This is a genomic window from Afifella pfennigii DSM 17143, assembly GCF_000688515.1.
Lineage (GTDB): Bacteria > Pseudomonadota > Alphaproteobacteria > Rhizobiales > Afifellaceae > Afifella > Afifella pfennigii.
In genome coordinates this window covers 24,073-36,343 of sequence record NZ_JHZK01000001.1, presented here as the reverse complement: position 1 = coordinate 36,343, position 12,271 = coordinate 24,073, and the positions used below count along the sequence as shown (strand labels likewise).

The window sequence follows — 12,271 nt, the reverse complement described above, 5'->3', positions numbered from 1 at the left end:
TCAGAGGCTTGTAAAGACGGTATCATGATACCTTCGACTGATCCCGGTGCGGCGGAATGGAATAGGTGGCGGTGGCGTGGGCGACCAGATCCTCCGAACCCGGCGGAGCGATGGCGATCTCCGTCACGGCAAGGCGCTTGCCGAGCTTCAAAATGCGACAGGTTCCCAGAAGCGGTCCCGGTGGCGGCTTCCGCAAGAAGTTGATGGAAAGGTTGGTGGTGACGGCGAGCGCCACCGGGCCGATATGGGCGAGGATCGCCACATAGGCGGCAAGGTCGGAAAGGGCGAAGAGCGTCGGGCCGGAGACGGTGCCGCCGGGCCGCAAATGCGCCTCGGCCGCATCGAGGCGCATCACCGCCTCGCCCGGCCGGATTTCGGCGACCGAATAGACGCGGCCGTTCATGTGGATTTGGGGAAACTCGCGGTCGAGAAAGGCCTCAACCTCTTTCTCGCTCATCATTGGCCGAAACGTCATCTTTCCTCCCGATTGCCCTGCTGTGTGCCTCCACTAGAGTAAGAGATGAATACACCACTGCGGAAGGCAGGAGGACGCCATGGCCGAAGCTGCGGTGATCGGAAAGCGGCAACCCAGAAAGGCGTCGGCGGGAAAGACGGACGGCCCGCTGAAGGTGCAGGTCGGGTCTGGCGTCATGCGCCTGACGCTCGCCAATCCGCCGGCCAACGCGCTGTCGGAGGCGATGATCGCGGCGCTTTCCAAGGCGCAGCAAGAGGCGCATGACGAGAAGGTGCGCGTCGTCGTCGTCGCGGCCGAGGGGCGGCTCTTTTCCGGCGGGCACGACCTGAAGGAGCTCACCGCCCATCGCGGCAGGCCGGACGGGGGGCGTGCCTATTTTGAGGAGATCTTTCGGCGCTGCGCCCGAGTGATGCGCGGTTTCGCCGAGCTGGAAAAGCCGGTCATCGCCGAGGTTGGCGGGCTGGCGACGGCGGCCGGCTGCCAGCTGGTGGCGAGCTGCGACCTGGCGGTTGCCTCCAAGGAGGCCCGCTTCGGCGTCAACGGCATCGATTTCGGCCTGTTCTGCTCCACGCCGATGGTGGCACTGTCGCGCAAGGTGCCGCGATCGGTGGCGCTGGAGATGCTGATGACCGGGACGATGATCTCCGCCGAGCGGGCGCGCGAGGCCGGGCTGGTCAACCGGGTCGTGGAGCCGGAGAAGCTGCGCGAGGCAACGGACGAGCTCGTCGCGCGTATCCTGGAGCGGCCGGGCGCCGTGCTTGCCCTCGGCAAGAAGGCATTTCGACAGCAGCTCGGCATGGGGCTCGGCGAGGCCTATGACTTCGCCTCCGCCGTCATCGTCGGCAACATGATGATGGAGGAGGCGAAGGAAGGAATCGGCGCCTTCGTGGAAAAGCGCAAACCGAAATGGTGAGCGCTCGCTTGGAATCCGCGCAGCCGGCGGGGGGAGGCGGCGTGAGCGAGCCACAGTATCCGGATTCCCATATCAGCGGCATCCTAGGCGAGGTGAAGCGCATCGCCGTCGTCGGCGCTTCGGCGAAGGATGTCAGGCCGAGCTACTTCGTCGTCAAATACCTGATCGACAAGGGCTACCAGGTTTTTCCGATCAATCCCGGTATTGCCGGCAAGGAGATCCTGGGGAGAGAGGTCTACGCCTCGCTGGCTGAGGTGCCCGGCCCAGTCGACATGATCGACATTTTCCGCGCCTCCGAGGCCGTGCCCAGTATCGTCGATGAGGCGCTGGCGCTCGATCCGAAGCCGAAGGTCATCTGGATGCAGCTCGGCATCCGCCACGACGAGGCGGCGGCAAGGGCCGAGGCGGCGGGCGTCACGGTGGTGATGAACCGGTGCCCGAAGATCGAATATGGCCGCCTGTCGGGCGAGATCGGCTGGACGGGGGTGAATTCGCGCCGCGCCATCTCCTCGAAACGGCCGGTGGTGCGGGCGGGCTATCAGAACCGGGGCCTGCGCCGACCCTGAGCGTTCAGGCCTGATCTTCTTCCTGCGCCAGCGCTTCGAGCGCGGCCCCTTCGGCGCGGAAATAGACCTTGTCGACAAGGTCCATGCCGAGGCGGCCATAGAAGCGGCGCACCGGCTCGTTGTCCTCGCCGGAGCCGGTGGTGAGGTCGAGCCGCGAGGCGCCGTTCCGCATGGCAAGGCGCGCCGCCTCGCGCGTCAGCGCCTCGCCAACCTTCCGGCCTCTCGCGGCGGCGGTGACATAAAGCTCCTTCAGGAACCATGCCGGATCGAGATCGGCGCCCGGAAACATCTCATAGAGGCAGGTAAAGCCGAGCGCGTCGTTTGCTTCGCTCGCGAGGAGGATAGCGCGGCCCTCGATCGGCCTCAGGGCAGCGAGGAGGCGGGGCCGCGCGCTTTCGGAGCCGATTGCGGCGGCGCCGACATAATGGCGCTGCATCTCCAGAAAGAGAGGCAGGAGGAGGTCGATGTCGGCCTCGCCGGCGCGGCGGATATCGATGGTCATGGCCCAGAACGGGTCGTTGGAATGGCGGCCCAGTTTAGCAACTTTTCCTCCGCCGGTCGGTGCGCCGAAGAAAATCCACCTTTGCGGGGTGCCCGACTTGCCGCTAAATCCCGGCACCCATGACCGACCAAAAGGGGGAGACATGCCCGAGGATCGCACGCCAGGCTTCAACACGCTCGCCATCCATGCCGGGGCGCAGCCCGACCCTTCGACCGGATCGCGCGCCACGCCGATCTACCAGACGACCTCCTACGTCTTCGACGACGTGGACCACGCCGCATCCCTCTTCGGGCTGAAGGCCTTCGGCAACATCTATACGCGCATCATGAACCCGACGACGGCGGTGCTGGAGGAGCGCATCGCCGCGCTGGAGGGCGGCACGGCGGCGCTTGCCGTCGCCTCCGGCCATGCCGCGCAGATGGTGGTCCTGCATACCCTGATGCAGCCGGGCGATGAATTCGTCGCCGCCACAAAGCTCTACGGCGGCTCCATCAACCAGTTCGGCTATTCCTTCCAGAGCTTCGGATGGAACGTGAAATGGGCCGATACCGACAACGTGCAGAGCTTTGAGGAGGCGATCACGCCGCGCACCAAGGCGATCTTCATCGAATCGATCGCCAATCCGGGGGGCGTCGTCACCGATATCGAGGCGATCGCCGCCGTCGCCAAGCGCGCCGGCGTGCCGCTCATCGTGGACAACACGCTGGCGACGCCGTATCTGTGCCGCCCCATCGAGCACGGTGCCGACATCGTCGTGCATTCGCTGACCAAGTTCATCGGCGGGCACGGCAATTCCATGGGCGGCGTGATCGTCGACGCCGGCTCCTTCAACTGGTCGCGCGAGGGCCGCTATCCGCTCCTGTCGGAGCCGCGGCCGGAATATCACGGCCTTGTCCTGCACGAGACTTTCGGCAATTTCGCCTTCGCCATCGCCTGCCGGGTCCTCGGCCTGCGCGATCTCGGGCCCGCTATCTCGCCCTTCAACGCCTTCCTCATCCTCACCGGCATCGAGACGCTGCCGCTCAGGATGCAGCGCCATTGCGACAATGCGCTGAAGGTCGCTGAATGGCTCGCCGGGCGCGCGGAAGTCTCTTGGGTCTCTTATGCGGGGCTGCCGGGCGACCGCTATCACAACCTTGCCAAGAAATATTGCCCGAAGGGCACCGGCGCGGTGCTGACCTTCGGGCTGGAGGGCGGCTACGATGCCGGCGTGAAGCTGGTGGAGGGCGTGGAGCTCTTCTCCCACCTCGCCAATATCGGCGATACGCGCTCGCTCATCATCCATCCGGCTTCCACGACGCACAGCCAGCTTTCGGAAGACCAGCGGCGGGCGGCCGGCGCCGGCTCCGACGTGGTGCGGCTTTCGGTCGGCATCGAAGATGCCGAAGACATTATCGCCGATCTGGAGCAGGGGCTTCAGGGGGCCGCTTAGCGAAATCGCGCGGACGATCGCCGCTCCCAGCTTTGCCCCAGTTTTAACTGGCGCAAGCGTCTTGCATAGGCCGGACAATAGCGTCCGCCTTGCTACCTTGCCAAAGGCTAGAACAAAAAGTAAACATTGTCATGTGGGTGCGTCTGACGATCGCTAGAGGATTATTGACGTCTAGACGTCAATTTTGGTAACATAGGTTGTCTACAGGGGGTTTGCATGCGCCGCGCGCCGGGAAGCGTGAGAGATGCGATTATAGGATACTTGGCTGCGGCCGAAAGCGCTTCGCTCGGGGAAATCCGGGAAGCGGTTGCGCTTGAGCTTGGCGATGTCGCGGCGTCCTCGATCCGATCGTATATCAACCTCAACACGCCGCAGCTTTTCGAGCGCACAGCGCGCGGGCACTACCGACTGCATAACGGGCATAACGGCCATGCGAATGGAGGGAAGGCCAAGGCCAATCAGACTTATGCGCTCGGCAAGGCGACACTGGTGCATGCCGACTGTTTCGACTGGCTGCGCAATTGCGAGCCACGTTCGATTCACGCCGTCGTGACGGACCCTCCATACGGATTGCTTGAATACACTGAAAGTGAACAGGAAAAGCTCCGACGTGGGAATTGCGGCGGCGTGTGGCGCATTCCCCCTTCCTTTGACGGTCACAAGCGTTCCCCGCTGCCCCGCTTTACCGTACTGAACGAAGGTGCGCATGCGGCGCTGCGTGACTTCTTTCTGGAGTTCGGCAGGCTTGTCCTTCGAGCGACGGTGCCAGGGGCTAATGTCATGGTCGCGAGCAATCCCTTGCTCGCGCATTTGGTCGCAGGGGCGATGACACAGGCCGGGCTGGAATTGCGCGGCAACGTCATTCGTCTGGTGATGACGATGCGAGGCGGCGATCGGCCGAAGAACGCCCATTTGGAGTTTCCGGATGTTAGCGTTATGCCGCGTTCGATGTTCGAACCCTGGGTCGTGCTGCGTCACCCGCTGGATGGTCGCGTGCAGGACAACCTGCGAAAATGGAGAACGGGGGGCTTTCGTCGCATCTCGGCAGACAAGCCTTTCGGCGACGTGATCAAGTCAAACCCGACACCCATTGGCGAGAAACGTATTGCGCCGCATCCATCCTTGAAGCCGCAGGCGTTTCTGCGGCGTCTTGTCTACGCCTCGTTGCCTTTGGGCGAGGGGGTTATACTCGATCCGTTCGCTGGCTCCGGCTCGACACTCGCTGCCGCTAACGCGGTCGGCTGTCACAGCATCGGGGTCGAGAAAGATGCGGCCTATGTCACGATGGCACGACGGGTCGTAGTTAAGCTCGCCAAGCTATCGGTCGAGCAGATAGATCCAGTTTGACCGGAGCTTTTGCACGCCGGCGCGGTCGAGTGTTGCCGTGCGTGTTCCCAGCTCGCCGCGCCGGTTCTTACGGAAATCCGCTTCCGTGACGTGGGCAAGATAGACTTCCGTGAACCGCATGGGAGCGCGGTTCCTGGCTGGCTCAGTTTCATGATCGGTTTGGTAGACAAAAACGCACATGTGCTGCTCGCGCGCGCCATGAGTATCGACCGCGCCGCCCGGCTTGCGCGTACTCTTGATCTCGACGCCTTGGATGCCGGATTTCACGGAGTTGTTCGGATAGACCCCTTGCACAAGCAGATCAGGGTGGCCGTTGAAGTGCTTATTCTCGACCAATGAGCGCGCGTGCTTGGCCATAGATGCCGTCAGCATGTCAGAGACCATGCCTGACATCGCTGCGGGGCGAAGCATGTCATCAAGACGGTGCAGGCCACGCTGCAAAAGCAGCGAATTTACATCGTAAAAGAAATCGTAGGCGTCCTGCATGGCGATCTCAAAATCCTTGAGTCGCAGTTGATACGGTAGAACGGCATCGGAGTTGAATTTCGCGGTATCGACCGTCTGACGATGCATAACAAAAGCGATTCCCCCATTGGTTCTATGAGTAGGAGGATATCCGGAATCGTCCAGCAAAAATATCTGGCTGACGAAAATTCGCGCTGTCTTGGCTGCAATCACGAGCTTGCAGAAATACAAAGGGCAAAGCCACGGCCCCGCCCTTTGTATTTCAGGTGCTGGCTATGGCGTCAGCCGACGATCTCGTTGCCGGAAAACCACTGGGCGATCTCCATGGCGGCCGTCTCAGGCGCGTCGGAGCCGTGTACGGAATTTTCCTGGACGTTGTTGGCGAACGCCTTGCGGATGGTGCCGTCGGCGGCGTTCTCCGGGTTGGTCGCGCCCATCACCTCGCGGTATTTGGCGATGGCATTATCGCCCTCCAGCACCTGCACGACGACCGGGCCGGAGATCATGAAATCGACGAGCTCGCCGAAGAAGGGCCGCTCCTTGTGGACGGCGTAGAAGGTCTCGGCCTGATCGCGGGTCATCCTCAGGCGCTTCTGCGCCACGATCCTGAGGCCCGCCTCCTCGATCATGGCGTTGATGGCGCCGGTGAGATTGCGGGCGGTGGCGTCCGGCTTGATGATGGAGAAGGTGCGTTCAAGCGCCATGTTCGGTGGTTTCCTTGCGTATGAGAGGATGAAAGTCGCCGGCTCTATAGCGGCGGCGCCGATTTCGCTCAACCGGGCCAAACGCGCCATAGCCGCCTTCGATCAGGCGGCGTGCGGCGCCGCCCTGGCCGGTCCGTGCCAGGCGGCGATCTTGGCGGCGAGGTCGCGGAACTGCGCCGCCCCCGGATGCGAATGGCGCCAGGCAAGGCCGATGCGCCGCTTCGGGCCGGGCTCGGGGAAGGGCAGGAGCCTGACGCGCTCCGAAACCTCATTCGTCTCTGTGAAGAGGCCTGGCAAGAGCGAGATGCCGGCGCCGCTTTCGATCAGTTCGATCACGGTCGCAAGGTTGGTCACCGAAAGCTCCTCGGCCGATGGCGGAATGCGGCAGAAGGCGAGGATTTGATCGCGCATGCAATGGCCCTCCTCCAACAGGATGAGATCCTGGCCCGACAGGCCCTGAAGATCTGCGGGCGACTTTCTGGCAAGAGGACCCTCGGCCGGAACGGCGAGCCGGAACGGGTCCTGGAAGAGCTCAGCCGTCTCCAGACGCTCCTCGCCAAGGGGCAGGGAGGCGAGGATGCAGTCGAGCCGGTCGGCGAGAAGTTCGGCGACCAGCCGCTCGGTGATGGTCTCGCGCAGACGCACCCGCATCTGGGGCAGCGCCTGCCTCAGAAACGGCAGAAGACGCGGCAACAGATAAGGGCCGACGGAGGGAATGACGCCTAAACGCAAAGGGCCGGCAAGCGGGCCCCGATAGCGCTCCGAAAGGCCCTCGATCTCGTGCACGAGAGCGAGCACCCTGGCGCCGCGCTCGGCCACCTCCTGGCCGAAGCGGGTGAGCCGCGCGCCGCTCGGACGGCGCTCAATCAGTGTCTCGCCGAGGTCATCCTCCAGCTCGCGGATCTGCGCCGACAGCGCCGGCTGGGTGACGCCGACCCGCCGGGCGGCGCGGCCGAAATGCTCGGTCTCGGAGAGGGCCTGAAGATAGCGGAGCTGGCGAAGGGTGAGCATGGTTGCCGTCGATAAGGAAAAGCAATCGTCGTTGTTAGGAATAACAATTAGACATTATGGTGGCCAGCCACATATGAACGGTTCCAATCTACAAGCGAGACGTCGGAGGCATACGATGAGCAAGAACAGACGGCCCACCTTGACAACCACGGCGGGCGCGCCGGTTCCTTCCAACCAGGATTCCCTTTCCGCCGGCGAGCGCGGCCCGCTGTTGATGCAAGATTACCAGCTTATCGAGAAGCTGGCGCATCAGAACCGCGAGCGCATTCCCGAGCGCACCGTCCACGCCAAGGGCTGGGGCGCGCATGGCGTTCTGAAGATCACCGGCGATATCTCCAAATATACCAAGGCGAAGTGCCTGCAGCCGGGCGCCGAGACGCCGATGCTGGCGCGCTTTTCCACCGTCGCCGGCGAGCTCGGCGCGGCGGATGCGGAGCGCGACGTGCGCGGCTTTGCGCTGAAGTTTTACACCGAGGACGGCAACTGGGACCTCGTGGGCAACAACACGCCGGTCTTCTTCGTGCGCGACCCTTACAGGTTCCCGGACTTCATCCACACGCAGAAGCGGCATCCGAAGACCAATATGCGCTCGCCGACGGCGATGTGGGACTTCTGGTCGCTGTCGCCGGAGAGCCTGCATCAGGTGACGATCCTGATGTCGGATCGCGGCCTGCCGATCTCGCCGATGCATATGAACGGCTACGGCTCGCACACCTATTCGTTGTGGAACGACAAGGGCGAGCGGTTCTGGGTGAAGTTCCACTTCAAGACCGAGCAGGGCCACAAGCACCACACCAATGCGGAGGCCGAGGAGGTCGTCGGCAAGACGCGCGAGAGCTTCCAGGAGACGCTCTACAACGCTATCGAAAACGGTGAATATCCGCGCTGGAAAATGCAGATCCAGGTGATGGCGGAAAAGGATGCGGAGACCTGCGCCTTCAACCCGTTCGACCTCACCAAGGTCTGGCCGCATGGCGACTATCCGCCGATCGATGTCGGCACTTTCGAACTCAACCGGAACCCGGAAAATTACTTCGCCGAGATCGAGAACGCCGCCTTCTCGCCCTCCAACATCGTGCCGGGCATTTCCTGGTCGCCGGACAAGATGCTGCAGGCGCGCATCTTCTCCTATGCCGACGCGCACCGCTACCGGCTCGGCACGCATTACGAGCAGATCCCGGTCAACCGTCCGAAATGCCCGATGCATCACTACCACAAGGACGGCGAGATGAACGTCTATGGCGGTATCGCGACGGGCAATGCGAACGCCTATTACGAGCCGAATTCCTTCCAGGGCCCGGTGGAGGCGCCGGCCGCGCAGGAGCCGCCGCTGAGGGTCGACGGCAACGCCGATCGCTACGACCATCGCCAAGGCCACGACGATTACAGCCAGGTGCGCGTCCTCTTCGAACGCGTCCTGGAGGCCGATGAGAAGGAGCGGCTGTTCGACAACATCGCCGGAACCTGGCTCGACGTGCCGGAAGAGATCTGCGAGCGTCAGCTTGCCGAGTTCAAGAAGGTGCATCCCGATTACGAGGCGGGCGTGCGCCGCGCCTGGGAGAAGGTGAAGGCGGAAGGCCGCTACAAGCCGAACGCGGCGCCGATTTCCGAGGAGACGCCGCAAGTGGCCGCCGAATAGGCCATTGCGCCATCAGCTTGCCCCGCCTTCGGGCGGGGCGAAGGCCGCGGGAAGCCCCCCTTCCGCGGCCTTCATCTTTTTGGGCACGTGTTGCGTCGGCGAGACCTCAGCCCGCCCGCATCTCTCGAGCGAGCGCAGCCATCAGGTCGGCCGCCGGCATTTGGCGGGCGAGCGGCGCACCCTGGCCGGCCCATTGCGCCGCGTAACCGCTCTGGCCGGCCTTTGCCGCGGCGGCGGCGATCGCCTTGGCGGCGTCGTAGGCGATCGGGTAGGCGGGGATGTCGTGGGGGGCGGCGTCTTGCAGCAGCTCCGTGAGGCGCGTGGGCAGGCTGCGCGCCGGCCGGCCGGAGAGGGCGCGCGTCACGATTGTGCGCTCGGCCGCCTCGCTGAGAAGCGCGGCGCGGAAATCGGCGTTCGCCGCCGATTCCGGGCAGGCGATGAAGGCGGTTCCGAGCTGCGCCGCCGCGGCACCGAGACGAAGCGCGGCGGCGATGCCGGCTCCGTCCATGATGCCGCCGGCGGCAATCACCGGGATATCGAGCCTCTCCGCCAGAAGGCGCGTCAGGGCGAGGGTCCCGAGCTTCGCATCGGGCCCGTTCTCGTCGAAGACGCCGCGATGGCCGCCCGCCTCGAAACCCTGCGCCACCACGGCGTCGATGCCGGCGGCGACGATGACGCGGCCCTCCGCAAGGCTGGTCGCGGTGGCGATGAGGAAGATGCCGGCCTCTTTAAGCGCGGCGATCGTTTCGGTCGACGGCAGCCCGAAATGGAAGCTCACCACCTTGGGGCGCTGCTGAAGGAGAAGGGCGAGCCTATCCTCATCCCCCAGAAAGCTCGTGTAGATCTCGCCGATCGCGGCCGGCGGCTCGGCGCCGAAACGTGAAAATTCAGGGGCAAGGCGCGTTAGCCAGGCCGCTTCCAGGGCCGGGTCGGCCTTCGCCGGTCGGTGGCAGAAGAGATTGACGTTGAAGGCGCGGTTGGTGGCGGCAGATGTTGCCGCGATCGCCTCGCTGGCGGCTTTGGCTCCGGCCGCGCCGATGGCGATGGAACCGAGCCCGCCGGCATTGCAGACGGCCGCCGCCAGAGCCGGCGTGGAAACGCCTGCCATCGGCGCCTGGATGATCGGGTGCTCAAGGCCGAGCCGTTCAACGAGGCGGCGATCGAATTTGCGTGGCATCTTGCGGGCTCCTTCGTGATGGGCGGCCCATCCAAGGCGAGGCTGCCCGTCACCGCAAGCGCCGGCCGGCTTGCGGCGCCCTGGTCGGGGGGCGGCCCCCTAAGCGTTGAGGTCGGCGCGGTGCGTCAGGCGCGAACCGCGCTTGCCCGCCAGGGCCGCCTTCTTCCAACGTCAGCGCGAACACGCCGGCATTGAAGATGGGAAAGCTGGAGGCGCTTCATGGCGCTTCGTCGGCTTCGGGCGTCGACGCGGGATCGGCCTCCTTGGCGCCCTGCGGGGCATAATCGGCGAGAAAGGCGGCGATGTTGGCAGATGGTAGAGGGCGGCTGATCAGATAGCCCTGGGCCTGTGTGCAACCTGCCTCGACGAGGTGTTGCAGCTGCTCGGTGGTCTCCACGCCTTCGGCGATCGTGGCCATGCGAAGGCTCCTGCCGAGCGAGGCGGCGGCGCGCACGATCGCCATGCCGCTGCCGTCCTGCAGCATGGCGTGCACGAAGCTCTGGTCGATCTTGAGCGCGTCGAAGGGAAAGCTGCGCAGATAGGAAAGGGAAGAATAGCCGGTGCCGAAATCGTCCATGGAGATGCGCACGCCCAGCTCCTTCACCTGACGGAGCGTGGCGAGCGCGGCCTCGTTGTCGCCGATGAAGATGCTTTCGGTGATCTCCAGCTCCAGCCTGCTCGGTGCAAGGCCGCTTGCCGCAAGGGCCGAGATAACCTGCTGGACAAAGCCGGGACGGGCGATTTGCGCGGCGGAGACGTTGACGGCGATGCCATATGGCTTGTGCCATGATGCGGCCTCGCGGCAGGCGGTGCGTAGCACCCAGTCCCCAATCGGCAGGATGAGGCCGATCTCTTCCGCCAGAGGAATGAAATCAAGCGGTGAGACGACGCCGCGCCCGGCACTGTGCCAACGCAGCAGCGCCTCGAAGCCGCGTATCTGCCGGGAGCCGAGATGGCATTGCGGTTGATAGACCAGCTCGAATTCGCGCAAGGCGAGGGCGTGGCGAAGATCGAGCTCCAAAGCCCGGCGCTCGACGATGCGTTGCTGCATCGCGTCCTTGTAGAAGCAGTAGCTGCCCGGCTTGGTGCACTTGATGCGCGACATCGCCAGGATGGCCTTCTTCAGAAGCGGCTCGGCGTCCGTCTTGGCGTTGCTCGCAAGGGCGATGCCGATGCTGGCGCTGATGTTGATGAGATGTCCTTCGACCAGGTAGGAGCGGCCGAGCAGGTCGACGAGCCGCATCGCCAGGTTGTCCGCCGTCCGAGGCTGTTCGCCGCGGGCGATGAGGATGGCGAATTCGTCGTCGCCGATGCGCGCGGCAAAGTCGCCTTCTTCCAAGATCGAACGGATGCGGTCCGCCACCGTCTTGAGGAGGACGTTGCCGGTTTCGTGGCCAAGCGCCTCGTTGACCGCGTTGAAGCGGTCGAGATTGATGGCCAGTAGCGCCATCTCGGCCGGCTCGTTGTCGCTCGCCTGGGCGAAGTTGCGCAGGCGCTCGCGCAACCAAGAGCGGTTTGGAAGGCCGGTCAAATCGTCGGTCAATGCCGCGCGGCTGGCATCGTGCTGTCGCTCCGGCCCCGACGTGACGTTGTGCGCCGTCACGAGGCTCCCCATGGGCAGGGCAGCCAGATCGACACAGAAGGTGCGCCCGTCGGAAAGGCCGAGATGGTGGCTGCGATGGTGCTCGCCGGAGCATTGGAACGCGCCTGTCAGGGCCCGCAGCCGGCTCAGCGCATCCTTGCTGTCCAAGGACGCGGTGAACGCCTCGTTGGCGAGGAGAAGTTGACCCTGGCGACCAAGGATAGCGGCGGGCAATGCGACTTGCTTGAAGGCGAGAAGGGCAAGCTCTGCAGGGCTCGCGCCGGGCTCCGGCGCCTCGACGGCCGGATTGCTAATCCACTGGAGAGCCATAGCTCATTTGTCTTATCGCTTCTTCATTTGCACGCATCCCGGACGCAGGGAGATTGCCGAGCGTTGCCGGCTGGGCCCTGCGCAACCGGAGATAGCTTGGTGCGCGAACCTTGCTCGAAGCTTTCCCG

Annotated in this window: 12 protein-coding genes; 5 read left to right on the top strand and 7 right to left on the bottom strand. The window is 64.4% G+C overall.

Annotation, left to right across the window (positions count from 1 at the left end):
• Positions 1–22: 22 nt before the first annotated feature.
• Positions 23–475: a PaaI family thioesterase gene (locus tag Q331_RS0100175; protein ID WP_026378995.1), complete on the bottom strand. Its 453-nt coding sequence runs from the start codon at positions 473–475 to the stop codon at positions 23–25.
• Positions 476–554: 79 nt separating this feature from the next.
• On the opposite strand from Q331_RS0100175, the gene Q331_RS0100170 reads away from it, so the two are divergent.
• The gene (locus Q331_RS0100170) at positions 555–1,388 is read left to right on the top strand and encodes an enoyl-CoA hydratase (RefSeq protein WP_026378994.1); all 834 of its coding nucleotides are present in this window, start codon (positions 555–557) and stop codon (positions 1,386–1,388) included.
• Positions 1,389–1,429: 41 nt separating this feature from the next.
• Entirely contained in the window at positions 1,430–1,954 is a 525-nt protein-coding gene (locus tag Q331_RS0100165; RefSeq protein WP_026378993.1) for a CoA-binding protein, read from the top strand.
• Between the two features lie 4 nt (positions 1,955–1,958).
• Here Q331_RS0100165 and Q331_RS19230 read toward each other — a convergent pair whose 3' ends face one another.
• Positions 1,959–2,456 carry a GNAT family N-acetyltransferase gene (locus tag Q331_RS19230; protein ID WP_051630214.1) on the bottom strand — a complete coding sequence of 166 codons (498 nt, stop codon included), beginning with the start codon at positions 2,454–2,456 and terminating at the stop codon, positions 1,959–1,961.
• A 142-nt stretch (positions 2,457–2,598) separates the two neighbouring features.
• On the opposite strand from Q331_RS19230, the gene Q331_RS0100155 reads away from it, so the two are divergent.
• Together Q331_RS0100155 and Q331_RS0100150 are read left to right on the top strand one after the other, a co-directional pair.
• Entirely contained in the window at positions 2,599–3,888 is a 1,290-nt protein-coding gene (locus Q331_RS0100155) for an O-acetylhomoserine aminocarboxypropyltransferase (RefSeq protein ID WP_026378992.1), read from the top strand.
• A 261-nt stretch (positions 3,889–4,149) separates the two neighbouring features.
• Positions 4,150–5,235, top strand: a complete 1,086-nt coding sequence (locus Q331_RS0100150) for a DNA-methyltransferase (RefSeq protein WP_245615477.1) — start codon at positions 4,150–4,152, stop codon at positions 5,233–5,235.
• On the opposite strand, the gene Q331_RS0100145 is transcribed toward Q331_RS0100150, so the two are convergent.
• The 3 genes from Q331_RS0100145 to Q331_RS19225 form a co-directional block, all read right to left on the bottom strand.
• A complete protein-coding gene (locus Q331_RS0100145) occupies positions 5,206–5,808 on the bottom strand; it encodes a hypothetical protein (protein WP_034490541.1) in 603 nt (200 codons plus the stop codon). The genes Q331_RS0100150 and Q331_RS0100145 overlap by 30 nt on opposite strands.
• Before the next feature lie 173 nt (positions 5,809–5,981).
• Positions 5,982–6,404, bottom strand: coding sequence for a nucleoside-diphosphate kinase (ndk, locus tag Q331_RS0100140; protein WP_026378989.1), 423 nt, complete (start codon positions 6,402–6,404; stop codon positions 5,982–5,984).
• Positions 6,405–6,506: 102 nt separating this feature from the next.
• The gene (locus tag Q331_RS19225; RefSeq protein ID WP_051630212.1) at positions 6,507–7,415 is read right to left on the bottom strand and encodes a hydrogen peroxide-inducible genes activator; all 909 of its coding nucleotides are present in this window, start codon (positions 7,413–7,415) and stop codon (positions 6,507–6,509) included.
• Positions 7,416–7,530: 115 nt separating this feature from the next.
• Between Q331_RS19225 and Q331_RS0100130 the strand changes: the two genes are divergently transcribed.
• Positions 7,531–9,054 (top strand): catalase, encoded by a 1,524-nt coding sequence (locus tag Q331_RS0100130; protein WP_026378988.1) that lies wholly within the window; start codon positions 7,531–7,533, stop codon positions 9,052–9,054.
• Positions 9,055–9,160: 106 nt separating this feature from the next.
• Here the strand turns inward: Q331_RS0100130 and Q331_RS0100125 are convergent, their stop codons facing one another.
• Both Q331_RS0100125 and Q331_RS19220 read right to left on the bottom strand, forming a co-directional pair.
• Positions 9,161–10,231: an NAD(P)H-dependent flavin oxidoreductase gene (locus Q331_RS0100125; protein WP_026378987.1), complete on the bottom strand. Its 1,071-nt coding sequence runs from the start codon at positions 10,229–10,231 to the stop codon at positions 9,161–9,163.
• A 217-nt stretch (positions 10,232–10,448) separates the two neighbouring features.
• Entirely contained in the window at positions 10,449–12,143 is a 1,695-nt protein-coding gene (locus tag Q331_RS19220) for a putative bifunctional diguanylate cyclase/phosphodiesterase (RefSeq protein ID WP_051630210.1), read from the bottom strand.
• Between the last annotated feature and the right edge of the window lie 128 nt (positions 12,144–12,271).